This window comes from Helicobacter sp. MIT 05-5293, assembly GCF_000765665.2.
Classification (GTDB): Bacteria; Campylobacterota; Campylobacteria; order Campylobacterales; family Helicobacteraceae; genus Helicobacter_C.
Genome location: NZ_JROZ02000001.1, coordinates 1 through 16,966, shown reverse-complemented (window position 1 = coordinate 16,966; position 16,966 = coordinate 1). Strand labels below are relative to the sequence as shown.

Genomic DNA, 16,966 nt, shown 5'->3' with positions numbered 1-16,966 from the left:
TATATAAGTGCATTATGCTCGAGCATTAGAAAGTATTCGATGCCAAACTCTACCATCAAGTTTGAGTTCCATATTCACTTGACACAAACCATCTTTATAGACCGTTTCTAAGATTTCAGCATTACGAATAAGTGCTTGCACCTTTGTTTTAACCGTTGAGCTTTGAAGCATCATATCTCGCACCGTATCTTGAGCATTTACTCTGATTCCATACATTTTCTCACCAATTTGTCTATACGCATCAACGATTGCTGCGCGTTTTGCCATAGCAAAAGCCTGTGAGGGTGAAAGAGAATTCTCTGGCGATACACCTATACCTACTGCACTAAGTGTAATTTCATTTTCTGGTGTCAGCATTGGAGCATTAGGGATACTTTGATTGCCTCCTCTGTCCAAATACTCATCTCGATCAAATTTTGGCTCAAGATCATTTCTATTCAATCCGGGCACTTCCACTTTTTCAACGACTAAAGTGCCGACTTTTTGATTGCCAACATTGGGTTTTGACAAAAGATTAGGATTAGTATTATATCCGGGCATTGGCGGATAAGTCGGTGCTTGAATCGGCTGATATACCGGTTGATTACTCGCGCTAGGAGGAATCAACCCTGCATTATCATTACCACCAACACTAAATAAATCACCACAACCACTCAATGCAAATAAAGCAAAACTCGCAATGATTGAACCTTTAAGCATACCTTTTTTCATATTCAGTCCTTTGAATTAAATTTCAAAAAGGTATAAAGCAATTAATATTCCAAAAATATAAAATGCTCTCATTTTATGCGTTGGCTTTATCTTTTGTCCATTGAATTTTGATTCTGTTCATCAATCATACCTACAAATAAAAGCTTATAAAAGCTCAATTAACTTTAGTGCTTTTACCATATTTATAAGAACATCATTGTGTTAAGACTTTTTGTCGCACACTTTGATACTAAAATGACTTTTTATTCGTGTCTTCTAAAATATCATTGGCAATACTTTCGACCGTTCTGCTCACCTGTTGAGATTGATTAGCGATTTCAGCATTGCGATGAGTGATGCTCTCTAAATGCGACACAGACTCATTGATTTGCTCAATGCCAATAGTTTGCTCTCGTATAGATTCTCCCATTTCATTAATACCTTGAACGAGCATATTTGTATTTGATTCAATTTCTCCAAGACTTTTTTGCGTGCGTTCAGCAAGTTTGCGCACTTCATCGGCAACGACCGCAAAGCCTCTGCCATGCTCACCTGCACGCGCAGCCTCAATGGCAGCATTAAGCGCAAGAAGATTTGTTTGATCGGCAATATCTTTAATAATACTAATGATGCTTTTAATATCTTCACTTTGTTGAATCACACCATCTGTTTTATCACGCACATTTTGCATTGAGCTTGTGATTTCTTCAAGAGCCGTAGAAGTTTTATTGATACTCATTGTTTGCTCGTTTGAACCTTCGCTAAGCTCATGGACAAGATGATCCAATTCCTTAGATCTCTCTACCAAAATATGAGCAAAACCTAAGCTTGTCTGAAGCATTTTGCGCATCTCTTGTCCGAGATTCCCTACACCATCAATCATATTGCGAATCTCACCCTCTAAGCCCTTATTTGTGCAATTTGATGTAAAATTATTGTGTGAATATTCATTAAGAACTTTAAGAATCTCTTGAATATTGTCTCGTAATGACACAAACATCTCATTGAGTAATGATTTAAGCTGGGCAAGTTGAGGGTTATTAGGCTCACTATTAATAGAAAGATCCAAATACCCACCTTTGACTTTATTGACGGTATTAAGAAAATCTCTGATGCTCTCATTGTCTTTCTTAAGCCCTTGCTCAATTTTTGTGATATTCTCACTGATTGCTAATGCCATTTGCCCAAACTCATCTGTGGAGCGAATTTTAAGCGGCTCAATAGAATCTTTTTGATGATTCAGTAATGCAAAAAAATCTAAGAGGGCATTCTTTATTTCAGGCAAGGGTTTTAGCAAGGTTCGTAAAAAAAGTGATAAACACAAAATCAACAAACAAGCAAAAACAAGAAGCATCAACAGCGTAGAAAAAATACTTTCTTTAATACTTTGATGTATGGAAGATTCTGTAATCACCGAACAAATAAGCCATTGTGCATTGGTATTGCTCATACAAGTAGCGATTTTATCAATCGAATCTTGCTCAAAATATATGGGCTTATCCATTGTGCTAAAGCTCTGGAGAAGATTTTCACTTACTGCATCAGATTTCATTATTTTTTCTTCATCTTGATGTGTTACATAATTTCCCTTAGAATCAATCACGACAATAGAACTATCGCTATTTTCTCGCAATCCAACAATATAAGAATTTAACGATTTAAGCGCAATATCACTTGAGACGACACCTACAAATACGCCATTTTTGATAATAGGTGAAGAAAAACCAAAAACGGGAATCTTATAAGAAGCTTGCAACCATGGCACACCGAGAATCTCGTCCTTTTGGCTTTGTTTCGTGAGAAAATACCAACTTCGATCGCGTGGCTCATAGCCATCTTTAGGCATTTGATGATTGCCATTCCCTCGCAACATTCTCCCATTAGATTCAAAACCGATGTAAGAAAGATTAAACGCACCTGATTTTTGCATCAAGGCAAGATTCTGTATCATTGTTTCTTCACTAAGATTATCCTTTGCGATAGTTTGAGCAAGAGTGCGAATCAGACGAGATTTTTCATGCAAATACACAGAAATGAGGCTATCGATTTCTTTGACCGTTTCTTTTTGCGTCTCTAAGACCATTTCCGTAACAACATTTTTCGTGCTATAAACATTAAACATTCCTAAACACGCAAAACTAAGAATCACCAAAAAAACCGCACCGATTGATACTTTTTGATTGATAGATAATGACATTTTAATTTCTCCTTAATACGAATAAATATGAATAGAATCCCAAATTTGTTTGGTTTTATGTTTTCTTATATTTAAATCAACAAAGTTTAATATTAATCTCTACACCCTTAATTTAAGTTAAAAATAAACCTTTCTAAAATTTAAGTGCGAAGCACCCGCGACACTCTCACAAGCTATTTAAGCAAATATTTAGCGGGGGGGGGGGCATAATACAGACTTTTATTAAATTTTCCGAGATTTAAAAGGAGTTTGGAATGAAATTCAAAGCATTAGTCTTAAGTATGATGCTGTGCGTTCAATATGGTATGGGTAATGTATATGCTGAATTGTTCAGTGATTATGTGTTTTACGAAGGATACCCTGCTGGCACACATCCCGATAGAGACGGTAATCCTCTCAATGCCTACAACCGATTGCACGGACTTGTTAAATTTGAAAAAGATAAGGGTAGCTCTCAAGCCACTGTTTTAGAAGGGAACTATATAGACGGGGAACAAGAGGGTGTTTTCCAGCTAAAAAGCACAGTGTATGAAGGGGTCATTTTGGAGGAAGAAACCTACAAAAATGGAGTGCAAGATGGGGAAGAAAAAACATGGGTTTTTTTACCCAAACAAAGCAAGGCAAACCCCAGTGATAAAGAATATCATATCCTTATGCGAAAGACACTATACCAGGCACAGGGGAATGGGGGAATTTCAGATGAAGTAGGAGGAAGAAAAACACACCAAGAGCCCAAAGAGATGCAAAAAATCCAATTATCGATAGGTAGCTCTGGCTCTTCTGAATTTTCTGACATAAGGGCAGGCGCAATGATAGTTAATAGTTCGATAAATTGTGATTATATTGTATTGAGTAAAAATGACTCTACACAGGGAAATGAACATCATTACTGGATTCAAATACCAAATTATAAAATGACTTGGCGCGACTTTTATTCCGATTCCGATTTCAAGAAAAGAGATAAAAAATATTGCCATTCTCAATATGGATTTTTTGAGACACTTTTGGAACGATTTGAAAAAGGAGAATTTGATCCATTCTCAAATGATTCTGACTATCAAATGACTAAACCCTCTCTTAACAAATATGATGGCAGCATAGAGTTCAGTCCCAGAAGCGTTGGTGTTGGTTTAGGAGGTGTTGTTTTACAATCAATGAGAGGATACATTAGCGAGAAAATCACCGAAACAATCAACGGTGCGACTTACAAACTAAACCTTACAAGCGTGTCGGGAGGCTCTTCCATATACTTATTTTTCACAAAAAATGGTGTTAAGATTGATCCCCGTGTCTATAATCAAGAAGAATTCAACACACTGCTTAACAAATTTTATGACAAAGAAATGGTGCGCTTTATCTCCGAAAACATAAAAGATATAAGCATAAACTAAAATAGAAGGATAAACAATGTCTCATCGTATTCGCTCATATAAAATGAAAGTAGATTGCGGATTTGCTCCTAATTATTCTTGCGGGGTGCTCACACTCGCTACCTGCAAACCCTATATCAGAGAATCTGCAAAAGTTGGAGAATATCTTGCAGGCTGGAGCTCCAAAGCCTTAGATGATTCACAAATAGGGCAAGAGAATCTCATCTATCTTGCCAAAATTTCTCAAATCCTCACTTTTGCGGAGTATTGGGAGGCTTATCCTCAAAAACGTCCTCCACAAAATAAAGAGGGTGATAATATCTATAAACCTCTAGTCCCAAACCCTCAAAGTGCCGATGATTTTGAAGTCATACCTAATGCTCATCACCCCGAAAATGAAAAAGCATCAATTGGTTGTTTTTGTTACCCAAGCTCCAAACACATTGATGAGGAGGAGGCATCATCGCATTTCAGCGATAAAGACCATGACCTTAAATCATTCAAAGTGTTGATATGCGATGAGTTTTATTACTTTGGAAGCGGAAAAAAGGCTCTCCAAATACCCGCTCACATACGTCCCAAAGTCCCCAAACGCACTTCACCCTATGGCAACATCACAGAAGTCGATGAGGCACAAGCCTTTATCGATTATGTCAAATCACACAAACAACAATGCACACTTTCACACCTATAAGGAGTAAATAATGAAAAAAATAATCACAAGTTTAAGCGTTACCTTAATGATTCTGGTATTGAGTGGCTGCGGGAATTCAGGCTTTAAATGCGATAGCAAAGAAAGCGAGGGTCTCCTTGATGAGTATATCAAAGAACAAGCCAACAAAGTGTTTCATGCTCCCGAGAAGCTAAAGGAGATTCCCGTTGCGTTTAAAAATGTCCAACAGATTAATAAATCAAAAGACGGTCTTATCCTTGAATGCACAGCAACTGCACAAGCTGGCTCTAGGTCTTTGGATTTAGAATATACAATAGCGCACATAAAAAATACTGATGGGACAGAATCAATAGTATTAAAGAATGTAAGCCCAAAAAAATAAATGATCTAATCAACTCGCATAGAAGAATATATGTATGAAACTAATCATTAACCTCTGCACTCTAGCAATACTTTTGCTTACTTTTACCAAAGCTGCGGAAGTGGATTTGTTCCATAATTTTTCACTCAATAACGAGTAAAATAAAGCCATATCTTTTAGGAGAATCTATGGCTTCTCCATTGTGCAAATATCGCCAAAACCTGCTACTGGAATGCCAAGAGAGCGGATAAGCCTTGCCCAATAATTGACTTGTGCGATTGTTGATGCGATGATGATAATGCCGCGTTCTGAAAAATGCTCATTAAGCCTATCAACCATTTCTTTAGGAATGACGACAGGCGTATTACTCATAAGGCAGACATACTCCATCATAACTTGCTCTTTAGGGCTAAAAGAGTGGTAAGTGTAATCACCATTTTTTATCGCATTGATTTCCTCAAGACTAAGTCCGACTTTATCGTATTCAAAAGCATTCATATCAATACAAAAAGGACAAGCCACCATTACAGAAACCTGTATGCGTATGATTTTTAAAAGCCGTTTGTTAATCTCTCCGTCATCGTGAGTTACAAGGCTTTCCAATATACCCGAGCTTATTGCTGCTTTTGGATACCATGCTAAAAGCTTGGGTATCATCAAATCCTTTTTGATAATCTTTTTTGATAGCCATGCTCCTATGCGTATATAAAAGGGCAATTTTTTAGGAGGGTCAATGTATGCTTGGTCGAAATCTTTAAAAAAATTCTCTTGGTCATCAATTATAAAACGCATTTTTTTCTCACATAGTTTAAGTTATAAGACAGATTCTCTATTTATTTAGCCTTTATCTCTTATGGCATTGTAATAAAAACAATACAAAAAGACAATAAATACAATGAGGTTTTATTAAATATGCGTATCTTTCTAAAACTTAAGTGCGAAGCACTCACGACACTCTCACAAGCGATTTAAGCAAAATTTTAGCGGGGGGGGGGGCATAATACAAATTCTAAAAAATATTACAATCAAAGAAAAGGAAACAAATGGACAAATCAATTTCAAATGAAGTATTTCGACCTTTTGCAAAAAAAGACTTTGAAATCCTATGGCGAGATAAGGGGAATTTTCTCGTAGGTTTTGGTTTTCACGCAAAGGATGAATGTTTTCGTTTAGGTCTTCGCTACACAAAACAAGGTAGGCAAAAAGATTTCCCTACAAACACAAGAAATGAACCCTGTTGGTTTATCGTGCCTGATGAACTAGCAATAAAATTTTTGCAAGCATCTATTCAAAATGATGATTCTCGCTTAAAATTTTCTAAAGCCTTAGAAAAAATAAAAGCTCAATTTGAGAACCTGCAAGCACTTAAAAACCAGACTTTAATTAAGGAGAAATGAATGCTAACCCCCCAACAGATAGAAACTTATTTCACAAAGAAAAAACCAAGTATTTTTACTTTTATCGGCTGCGCCTTTTTTGCTATAGGTGGTCTATTTCTAATAGCTGATGGCGAGTTTTTTAGTGGTTTTGCTGTCCTAATTTTTTTTGGAGGAGGTGGAGCACTTGCTTATTTAACATATAAAAACTTCCCAACCGATGCACAAATCGATGAAACTTTCGAGCAAATTAAAGAAATGAGAAAAAAGCAAGTTTTTAGTAAGCTTGGCATCAATGAAGAGGATATTATAAGAGAGCCTTTGACAATTATAGGCTTTAATTCATATACTCATTCAAAAAAAGGTGAAGATGGCGTATATCGCTTTAATCCTATGCAAATGGAAGCTATATACTTCACCAACAATCAACTTCTTATAGCAAGCGTAGAAATAGACATAATGTGCCAAAGTGAAAGTGATTATTCAGGCAGAACCAATGAATTTTTCTATCGAGATATCAGCACAGTGAGCATATACGATGAAGATAATTCAAAACGCTTTATTATTAAAGTTCATGGGCAAAATGAATGCAATATTCGCATCAATACAAGCAATAAACAAAGTTTAGTGGCAGCAGAAGAAGCTGTAATATCAATCCGTAAGGCATTACGAGAAAACAAAGCCTAATCTCTATAATTTAAGGTTACCAATAATGAAACTTTTACGATTTTTAATCCCGCTGAGTTTGTGTATAGAATTAATGTTTGCAAGTATCACTTTAGAATCCGTAGGTATTGGCGAGGATTTGGAAAGTGCCAAAAAAGATGCGATTGCTAATGGGATTCGAGAAGCAATGGGCGAATATATCCGCACCAAACAAAGCTTAGAAGATGATACCCTTAATGAAAAGGTTATTAGCTTCAGCAATGCTTATGTTTTGGATTACCAACAGCTCTCAGTATCCAAAAATGATTATGGACTTTATGAAATCAAAGCCCAATTAGAAATCGAAGATGGCAAACTTGTGGGCATACTCAAAGACCTTAATGTCGATGTCAAAGATATAGATTCTGGGACATTCAAAGTCTATGTCGATGAAAGCCATAAAAAAGACAATGACTTTACTACAATGATTGATGATGTAATCATAGCACCATTATTAAATAGTGAAGCGTGGGAAACCAAAATCGTTGCTTTTGAGCCTTTTGAGTTGAGTAAGTTTTACAAACAATGCAATGCTAGTGCTGATTGTCGCTCATCTTTTATCAATCCTGTGGCAAAAGCAAACCCTGATGTATCGCGCTATAAACCTTATCTTATCACCCTTGATTTAAAGCACCAAAAAGGATACTTAGAGGGTATTCAAAAGCTCTTTTCTACTATCAGCAACAAACAATGCTCTCAATCATCCCTCAATCAAAAAACAATCGCTTTTATGAGATATGCTCCGATGAATATATTTGAGATATTTATCACTCATCCTCTTAAGCCTAATAATTTTGCAAACTATTGCTTAGAAATACAAGAGCCTTTTGCCTCATTGCTTCAAACAAAACTTGAATCTTTTAATAATCAATACGGCAAAAAGGGCAAACTCACTCTAACTTTCCTAGATTCTCAAAAACGACCTTTGCCCTCCCCCTATATCTACACGGATAATATGAAGAAGTCTCAAATAGTTTCATTCAATCTCCCTCAATATCAACAACCCAAAGGAGAGTGGGAGTTTAATCCAGAATCTGGACTAATTCCTCAATGGTGGAATGGAGTGCAATTTCTCAAAGACCCACCAAAATCTGTGCTTATCGTTTATCTCACACAAGAGATGATACAAAATCTCAAAGAGATTAAATGTGAATTTTCACTTAAAAACATTTAAAGGGGACATCAATGAAAAAATATTTATATATACTTATTGTATTACTTGGCACAAGCCTAAATGTATTGCAAGCTGATGATTTTGAGGAAATACAAACGCTAGGTGTGCAAAAAGATGAGATTATCATTAATTCAGACACTAAAGAAATTACCCGCATTATCTCCATAGGCGAAGCAAATTATCATTTTGGTGATGCCAAAGATATTCGCCAAGCAACTCATAAAGCCGAACTCTCTGCCAAAGCCTACATCACAAAATATCTTTCTGAAGATATTAAATCTCAAGAAACTCAAGAACAACTTAGCAAAACACTCAGTGAGCAAAGCTCCAAAGGAAATGCAAATGTCAGTAAAAAAGACATTGACACCTTAATGCAAAATATTAGCAACGATGCGCAAGCTATCCTTAAAGGCGTTGTTACAATACAAACACTAATCAACAAAAAAGATAAAGTTGTGCGTGTTGTAGTAGGCTGGAATCGCAACCAAACTTCAAAGAAAAAACCTAGCAAAAAATATGAAGACTTCTAAGCTAATCATTTTGAGTGCAGGAATACTATTTCTGTTTTCTGTTGTGGAATCTCGAGCAGATTCTGAATGGGAAAAAATCAATAGAATCTGCCAACAATCAAAAACAAATGTAAGTGAGCAAAATCTAGGGCAAAATGAAGTATTTGTGATATGCACACCTCTGTTAGATAAAAACGAGTCGCTTTCCAAAACTCAAATTCGCGCACAACTCTATGCTAAATCGCAACTCTTATCCTATCTCAAAACATCAGATTCTAAGCTAGAAGGGATAAAAATAAGTGCCTTTCAAAGTAAAATATCAGATGACCAAAATCAAATGCTCTCCATACTTCCCAAAGAAAATCTCGTTAAACTCTATGCTATTTCAGAAGAGAGCAAACCTCACTCTCAAACAAATTTTGCGCAAGAAACTATCAGCACAAAAGAGGCTTTAAATGCACTTCAAACAATGGCACAATCTCTAGAAACCAGACTAAAGAATAACGAAAATTTAGCAGATTTAGAAACACTCTCACAAATTTATTTTCAACTTGGAGACACACAATCCTATAACGCCACCAAAGAGCGTATCATTGCAAAAAAATTTGAATAAATTACATAAAGGGGAAGAAAAATAATGATAAGAAATATCGCCCAATCAAGAAAACCATGAAGCTCTCTTTGTTTTTGGAATCTCGATTATGGACATCTTTTATCATAGGTGTAATTTTGATAAATTCTATTGCATTAGGACTGGACACAATAGACATTATCCATAGGCAGTTTAACAATACACTCTTCATTATTGATAATGTTTGCCTTGTAATTTTTGTTATTGAACTATCACTTCGTATCATTACATATAAAAAGAATTTTTTTATTGGAAGTAATGAATGGGGATGGAATTGGTTTGACTTAATAATTGTATTAATAAGTATTTTTGCAAATGCTGGATTTTCTATTGTTCGAGCAGTAAGAATAGTGAAAATTTTTCGTTTGCTTTCTGCTATCCCTGCTATGCGTATTATATCAATGGCAATGTTGCACACAATCCCCGCAATGTTGAGCGTTGTGGTGTTACTCACTATTTTTTATTATATCTACGGAGTGCTTTGTGTGAATCTTTTTGGTGATACATTCCCACAATGGTTTGGAAATCTAGGTAAGAGCTTTTATACACTTTTTCAAATTATGACTTTAGAATCTTGGTCTATGGGTATTGTGCGCCCTATTATGGAAGTATATCCTTATGCATGGATAGTATTTATAAGCTTTATCTGCATAACTAATTTTATTGTTCTAAATCTAATCGTAGGCGTAGCTGTAGAAAGTATTGCAGAGATAAAAAAGAATCTTCCAAAATAACTTTCACTTTTATTTTATAGGATTTTCTTCATATTAAAAGCACAGGGCTTTTAACCTTTACTTCATTTTTTACCAATAATTTCAAACTAAATCATTAAAATCAATGCAAAGCTAAAACAAGCATGAATAATAATGCGTATATCACGCTCTTCACCCTAGACACACTTCTTTATCAAATAATTTTAAGCTATTCTCCATTGCAGAATCTTAGCATTTTCACAACACAAACAGAATAAATCATAGAATCCCTACTTGATCACAATGTAACCAACCCTCATTAATTAAACTATTGCATTGATTGTAGATTCTCTATTTAGCATATCTCTTTAGAATCTTACCATCATACATACAAGAATACGAGTATGGTTAATATCATTGGAACAATGCTAAAATGTATAGTTACATTAAAGCCCTAAAAGAAGCATAAAATAATTATTAAATTCATTTAAACATTGAAAGAATACCAGAAAGACTTAAGAGGAATTTCCCCTATCCCTGCATCGACCTACATTCCCACACTTGAAAAGTGCAGTATCATCGGCGAAGAGAAGCTTAACTGCCAGGTTCGGAATGGAGCTGGGTGTTGCCTTCTCTCTATAGACACAAGAAAAAGGGAAATAAAAGCAATTTTTATACATTTATCTATTTTTATAAACAAGTATTTGCTCTTATTTCCATTTTTCATAAAATGTCATGATCATTGTTAAAAGCCTTGTAAAGTAGTAAAACCACAATCACTGCAGATATTTTATCTTTCTCTTGATACAGATACTCTTAATAAAGAATTTTATCCATACACTCAATAAGGCAGTAATCCTTAAAAAATAAGCCAAACGGTCTATTAGTAGTAGTCAGCTAAACACATTACTATGCTTACACATCTACCCTATCAAGCAGCTAGTCTTGCTGCGACCTTCGGGGATTGTTCATCTTGGAGTTGGCTTCCCGCTTAGATGCTTTCAGCGGTTATCACATCCATGCGTAGCTACCCAGCGATGCTCTTGGCAGAACAACTGGTACACCAGTGGCATGTCCATCCCGGTCCTCTCGTACTAGGGACAGCTCTCCTCAACAATCCTACGCCCACGGCAGATAGGGACCGAACTGTCTCACGACGTTCTGAACCCAGCTCGCGTACCGCTTTAAATGGCGAACAGCCATACCCTTGGGACCTGCTCCAGCCCCAGGATGCGATGAGCCGACATCGAGGTGCCAAACCTCCCCGTCGATGTGAGCTCTTGGGGGAGATCAGCCTGTTATCCCCGGGGTACCTTTTATCCTTTGAGCGATGACCCTTCCACACAGAATCACCGGATCACTATGACCGACTTTCGTCTCTGCTTGACTTGTTTGTCTTGCAGTCAGGCTGGCTTATGCCATTACACTCTACAGATGATTTCCAACCATCTTGAGCCAACCTTTGTAAGCCTCCGTTACTTTTTAGGAGGCGACCGCCCCAGTCAAACTACCCACCAGGCATTGTCCTGCTCGAGGATAACTCGAGCCAGTTAGCAGACAGAAACATTAAGGGTGGTATCTCAACGATGGCTCCATCTCCACCGGAGTGAAGATTTCAAAGCCTCCCACCTATCCTGCGCATAATGTTCCCATCGGCAGTGCCAAGCTGTAGTAAAGGTCCACGGGGTCTTTCCGTCTTGCCGCGGGTAGGAGGAATTTTCACCTCCACTACAATTTCACTGAATCCCTGGTTGAGACAGCTCCCATCTCGTTACGCCATTCATGCAGGTCGGTATTTAACCGACAAGGAATTTCGCTACCTTAGGACCGTTATAGTTACGGCCGCCGTTTACTCGGGCTTCAATTCAAAGCTTCGTATTGCTACTAACTTATCCTCTTAACCTTCGAGCACCGGGCAGGCGTCACACCTTATACTTCCTCTTACGAGTTTGCAAAGTGCTGTGTTTTTGGTAAACAGTCGGGAGGGACTCTTTGCTGAGACCTACTTGCGTAGGCACACCTTATCGCGAACTTACGGTGCTAGTTTGCAGAGTTCCTTAACCAGAGTTCTTTCACGCGCCTTAGAATACTCATCTCATCTACCTGTGTCGGTTTGCGGTACGGGCAATGCAAGCTAAACTTAGAAACTTTTCTTGGCACGACGGCATCAATGGTACTCCAATTGAGCCGAAGCTCGCTTGAAGCTATTGGAGTTTCGAATACAGAGGCGGATTTGCCAATCCTCCAATCTACACTCTTAAATTAGCACTTCCATCCGCTAACACCATTTAGCCCTATGCGTCCTTCCATCGCACACTTGCATTGGTATGGGAATATTAACCCATTTTCCATCGACTACCCCTTTCGGACTTGTCTTAGGACCCGACTAACCCTACGATGACGAGCATCGCGTAGGAAACCTTAGATTTTCGGCGAAGTGGATTCTCACCACTTTTATCGCTACTCATTCCTGCATGCTCACTTCGCATCGCTCCAGCACTCCTTACCGGTATACCTTCAACGCAATACGAACGCTCTTCTACCACTGTGCATCAGCACAATCTACAACTTCGGTGTCTATCTTAGCCCCGTTATATTTTCTGCGCAGAATCACTAGACCAGTGAGCTGTTACGCTTTCTTTAAAGGATGGCTGCTTCTAAGCCAACCTCCTGGTTGTCTGAGTAACTCCACATCATTTTCCACTTAGAATAGAACTTTGGGACCTTAGTTGGTAGTCTGGGTTGTTTCCCTCTTGACGATTGATTTTATCACCCACCGCCTGACTCCCAAGATACGGTCATAGGTATTCGCAGTTTGACAGGGGTTGGTACCGCGGTGAGCAGCCCTAGCCCAATCAGAGCTCTACCCCCTATGACTATCACTTGAGGCTATACCTAAATATATTTCGAAGAGAACCAGCTATCACGAAGTTTGTTTGGCCTTTCACCCCTATCCACAGCTCATCCCAGCCCGTTTCAATGGGCACGAGTTCAGTCCTCCGGTGGGTGTTACCCCACTTTCAACTTGGCCATGGATAGATCACTTCGCTTCGGGTCTGCAGCATCTGACTTAACGCCCTTTCAGACTCGCTTTCGCTACGGCTTCGCATGTGCTTAACCTTGCCAGATACCACAACTCGCAGGATCATTATGCAAAAGGCAGTCCATCACCCTTGTAAACAATAGGGCTCTGAATGATTGTAGGCAGATGGTTTCAGGTTCTATTTCACTCCGCTCACTGCGGTTCTTTTCACCTTTCCCTCACGGTACTTGTTCGCTATCGGTGTGATAGTAGTATTTAGGGTTGGAGAGTGGTCTCCCCTGCTTCAGTCCGGATTTCACGTGTCCTGACCTACTCTGGATACTGCTACCTATAAATAATGTTTCGCATACGGGACTATCACCCTCTGTGATGTATCTTTCCAAATACTTCTGCTTCATTATTCAAGTGGATATTGCAGTCCACAACCCCAGTAGCAAGCTACTGGTTTGCCCTGTTCCCCGTTCGCTCGCCGCTACTTAGGGAATCTCATTTGATTTCTTTTCCTCTAGCTACTGAGATGTTTCACTTCGCTAGGTTCGCTCCATTAAAGGTAATGCGCATTGCTACGCATTGGGTTGCCCCATTCGGAAATCTACGGATCAAAGCTTCTTGACAGCTCCCCGTAGCTTATCGCAGTCTAGTACGTCCTTCATCGCCTCTATCACCCAAGGCATCCACCATCTGCCCTTAAAAGCTTATTTCTTCTAAGGTTACTGCCTTATTGAATGTATGATTACAAACAATAAAACACTATCGCGTAATTGTAGTTAATTACTATTTTTGTAGGCTATTAACAATAAATTTTCAAATAACATTTAGACATAAAGTCTAATGTAAATCTTTCTGTATCGATAAAATTTACATTAAACTTAATGCTGTGTGCGTATTCTTCAATACTAAAGCTTATATTATTTATCCTCTAAATACTACTTCTTCTTTGCATATACAGACTTTTATTTTCAAATCAACGAATCTCAATATGAAAAAAGAAAAAGATTCTGCCTAAACACTGCTTTCAGAATCAAGACATCATATCACTTTAATCCTTGAATACTTTATAGAGTCTTATAAATGTAAAAACCTTCCATACAACTTCATCAACTCAAAAGTGGTGGAGAATAGCGGGATCGAACCGCTGACCTCCTGCGTGCAAAGCAGGCGCTCTCCCAGCTGAGCTAATTCCCCATTCTAAAAGATGGTGGGCTTAGGAGGACTTGAACCTCCGACCTCACCCTTATCAGGGGTGCGCTCTAACCACCTGAGCTATAAGCCCCTAAAGTCTCTTGTAATTAAGCTGCTATCTTGGGTGATCTCTGAAAACTAAGCAATTTCATTAAGTGTTTATCTCTACTCTCTATCTCTAATCTGTATCAGCATAAATGAATATACTGATAAAATCTCTAGAAAGGAGGTGATCCAACCGCAGGTTCACCTACGGTTACCTTGTTACGACTTCACCCCAGTCGCTGCATCCGCCGTGGGCGGTAGCCAGTTTGGCATTCCGACTTAAGGCGAATACAACTCCCATGGTGTGACGGGCGGTGAGTACAAGACCCGGGAACGTATTCACCGCAACATGGCTGATTTGCGATTACTAGCGATTCCAGCTTCATGTAGTCGAGTTGCAGACTACAATCCGAACTGAGAGATGTTTTAAAGATTTGCTCCACCTCGCGGTATTGCGTCTCTTTGTGCACCCCATTGTAGCACGTGTGTAGCCCTAGGCGTAAGGGCCATGATGACTTGACGTCGTCCTCACCTTCCTCCTCCTTACGAAGGCAGTCTCCTTAGAGTGCTCAGCCGAGCTGCTAGCAACTAAGGACGAGGGTTGCGCTCGTTGCGGGACTTAACCCAACATCTCACGACACGAGCTGACGACAGCCGTGCAGCACCTGTTTTCAAGCTCCCCGAAGGGCACTCCGCTATCTCTAGCAGATTCTATCAATGTCAAGCCTAGGTAAGGTTCTTCGCGTATCTTCGAATTAAACCACATGCTCCACCGCTTGTGCGGGTCCCCGTCTATTCCTTTGAGTTTTAATCTTGCGACCGTACTCCCCAGGCGGAATGCTTAATGCGTTAGCTGCATTACTGCCCTGACAAGCAGGGCAACAACTAGCATTCATCGTTTAGGGCGTGGACTACCAGGGTATCTAATCCTGTTTGCTCCCCACGCTTTCGTGCATCAGCGTCAGTGATGTTCCAGTAGGTCGCCTTCGCAATGAGTATTCCTCTTGATCTCTACGGATTTTACCCCTACACCAAGAATTCCACCTACCTCTCCCATACTCGAGAGTTGCAGTTTCAAATGCAGTTCTATGGTTAAGCCATAGCCTTTCACATCTGACTTGCAACCCCGCCTACGCACTCTTTACGCCCAGTGATTCCGAGTAACGCTTGCACCCTCCGTATTACCGCGGCTGCTGGCACGGAGTTAGCCGGTGCTTATTCGTTAGATACCGTCATTATCTTCTCTAACAAAAGGAGTTTACAATCCGAAAACCTTCATCCTCCACGCGGCGTTGCTGCTTCAGGCTTTCGCCCATTGAGCAATATTCCCTACTGCTGCCTCCCGTAGGAGTCTGGACCGTGTCTCAGTTCCAGTGTGTCCGTTCACCCTCTCAGGCCGGATACCCGTCATAGCCTTGGTAAGCCATTACCTCACCAACAAGCTGATAGGACATAGACCAATCCTTTAGCGAAATTCTTTCCCTCGTAAGGAGTATCCAGTATTAATCACCGTTTCCAGTGGCTATCCTAGACTAAAGGGCATGTTATCTATGCGTTACTCACCCGTGCGCCACTAATCCACTCTAGCAAGCTAGAGCTTCATCGTTCGACTTGCATGTATTAGGCACGCCGCCAGCGTTCACTCTGAGCCAGGATCAAACTCTCCATAAAAATGAGAAGTTTTACTTCTCTTGCTATTCTCAATATATAATTTCAAGATGAAAATCTTAGAAACTCTATCTTGATTTATAGCTTTAGTGAATTTGTCCTATCTCTTAGTGTATCTCATATATCACAAAGACTAGAGTAGATTCTGTATGACAAAGAATATCAAGTATCATTTATCATAGTTTCAGAATCTGCTCAAAGTTATATTTGAGTTGTATATTTAATATTACTAAGAAATTAAGTCTTTAAAAATTTATCAATTATGAATATCAAGTATTGATAAATCAACTTAATGTTCTTGCTTAGATGTCAAAGATCATACACCAAAATAATTAAGCATAACCCTTAAGAGTTCAATTTATACTCAAGGTTTCACCATATTACTCTGATATAAAGAACAATCCAAACTTATGCACTTCTAAAACACATTTTTAAGTATAATCTTTAACATATCATAGCTGTTTGTCCATATTTGACTTTAATGATGAAGACAAAACTATTAACTTGTCTTATCTTTAATCCTCAAGATAAGGAACAATCCCTATGTAATAATACAGATAAACCTAAAAGAGAGACTAGAAGCTCAATCGGTAAGGGAGTGAAATAATACATACTTTAAGCTTAAAGTGGGCTTAGGAGTAGAGGGAATT

Annotated in this window: 12 protein-coding genes, 2 tRNA genes and 3 rRNA genes; 9 read left to right on the top strand and 8 right to left on the bottom strand. The window is 38.7% G+C overall.

The window, feature by feature from the left end:
- Positions 1–12: 12 nt before the first annotated feature.
- A complete protein-coding gene (locus tag LS68_RS00085) occupies positions 13–711 on the bottom strand; it encodes an LPP20 family lipoprotein (RefSeq protein ID WP_034373893.1) in 699 nt (232 codons plus the stop codon).
- 229 nt (positions 712–940) lie between these two features.
- The gene (locus tag LS68_RS00080; protein ID WP_199741454.1) at positions 941–2,887 is read right to left on the bottom strand and encodes a methyl-accepting chemotaxis protein; all 1,947 of its coding nucleotides are present in this window, start codon (positions 2,885–2,887) and stop codon (positions 941–943) included.
- A gap of 254 nt (positions 2,888–3,141) precedes the next feature.
- Here LS68_RS00080 and LS68_RS00075 point away from each other — a divergent pair, with 254 nt between their 5' ends.
- Genes LS68_RS00075 through LS68_RS00065 form a run of 3 tightly spaced genes read left to right on the top strand, consistent with a single transcriptional unit; the run spans position 3,142 to position 5,312 of the window.
- Positions 3,142–4,278: a hypothetical protein gene (locus LS68_RS00075; protein ID WP_138090677.1), complete on the top strand. Its 1,137-nt coding sequence runs from the start codon at positions 3,142–3,144 to the stop codon at positions 4,276–4,278.
- A gap of 16 nt (positions 4,279–4,294) precedes the next feature.
- Positions 4,295–4,951: a hypothetical protein gene (locus LS68_RS00070; RefSeq protein WP_034369124.1), complete on the top strand. Its 657-nt coding sequence runs from the start codon at positions 4,295–4,297 to the stop codon at positions 4,949–4,951.
- A gap of 10 nt (positions 4,952–4,961) precedes the next feature.
- Positions 4,962–5,312 carry a hypothetical protein gene (locus tag LS68_RS00065; protein ID WP_034369122.1) on the top strand — a complete coding sequence of 117 codons (351 nt, stop codon included), beginning with the start codon at positions 4,962–4,964 and terminating at the stop codon, positions 5,310–5,312.
- A 165-nt stretch (positions 5,313–5,477) separates the two neighbouring features.
- Here LS68_RS00065 and LS68_RS00060 read toward each other — a convergent pair whose 3' ends face one another.
- Entirely contained in the window at positions 5,478–6,083 is a 606-nt protein-coding gene (locus tag LS68_RS00060; protein WP_034369120.1) for a carboxymuconolactone decarboxylase family protein, read from the bottom strand.
- Between the two features lie 251 nt (positions 6,084–6,334).
- Here LS68_RS00060 and LS68_RS00055 point away from each other — a divergent pair, with 251 nt between their 5' ends.
- The 6 genes from LS68_RS00055 (at position 6,335) to LS68_RS00030 (ending at position 10,420) form a co-directional block, all read left to right on the top strand.
- The gene (locus LS68_RS00055) at positions 6,335–6,688 is read left to right on the top strand and encodes a hypothetical protein (protein ID WP_034374041.1); all 354 of its coding nucleotides are present in this window, start codon (positions 6,335–6,337) and stop codon (positions 6,686–6,688) included.
- The gene (locus tag LS68_RS00050) at positions 6,689–7,354 is read left to right on the top strand and encodes a hypothetical protein (protein WP_034374044.1); all 666 of its coding nucleotides are present in this window, start codon (positions 6,689–6,691) and stop codon (positions 7,352–7,354) included.
- Positions 7,355–7,379: 25 nt separating this feature from the next.
- Positions 7,380–8,546 (top strand): hypothetical protein, encoded by a 1,167-nt coding sequence (locus tag LS68_RS00045; protein ID WP_034374046.1) that lies wholly within the window; start codon positions 7,380–7,382, stop codon positions 8,544–8,546.
- 11 nt (positions 8,547–8,557) lie between these two features.
- Positions 8,558–9,076 carry a hypothetical protein gene (locus LS68_RS00040; RefSeq protein WP_034374048.1) on the top strand — a complete coding sequence of 173 codons (519 nt, stop codon included), beginning with the start codon at positions 8,558–8,560 and terminating at the stop codon, positions 9,074–9,076.
- On the top strand, positions 9,063–9,668 hold the full coding sequence (locus LS68_RS00035; protein WP_034374051.1) for a hypothetical protein: 606 nt from the start codon (positions 9,063–9,065) through the stop codon (positions 9,666–9,668). Before LS68_RS00040 ends, LS68_RS00035 begins: the two co-directional genes overlap by 14 nt.
- A gap of 116 nt (positions 9,669–9,784) precedes the next feature.
- The gene (locus tag LS68_RS00030) at positions 9,785–10,420 is read left to right on the top strand and encodes an ion transporter (RefSeq protein ID WP_158621807.1); all 636 of its coding nucleotides are present in this window, start codon (positions 9,785–9,787) and stop codon (positions 10,418–10,420) included.
- A 492-nt stretch (positions 10,421–10,912) separates the two neighbouring features.
- Here LS68_RS00030 and rrf read toward each other — a convergent pair.
- From rrf to LS68_RS00005, 5 genes are all read right to left on the bottom strand, one after another.
- A 5S ribosomal RNA gene (rrf, locus tag LS68_RS00025) occupies positions 10,913–11,028 on the bottom strand.
- 212 nt (positions 11,029–11,240) lie between these two features.
- A 23S ribosomal RNA gene (locus tag LS68_RS00020) occupies positions 11,241–14,122 on the bottom strand.
- A gap of 408 nt (positions 14,123–14,530) precedes the next feature.
- A tRNA-Ala gene (locus tag LS68_RS00015) sits at positions 14,531–14,606 on the bottom strand.
- An 11-nt stretch (positions 14,607–14,617) separates the two neighbouring features.
- Positions 14,618–14,694: transfer RNA gene (locus LS68_RS00010), tRNA-Ile, on the bottom strand.
- 131 nt (positions 14,695–14,825) lie between these two features.
- Positions 14,826–16,319, bottom strand: a 16S ribosomal RNA gene (locus LS68_RS00005).
- Together the 16S, 23S and 5S rRNA genes with 2 tRNA genes alongside form the textbook arrangement of a ribosomal RNA operon.
- Positions 16,320–16,966 lie beyond the last annotated feature (647 nt).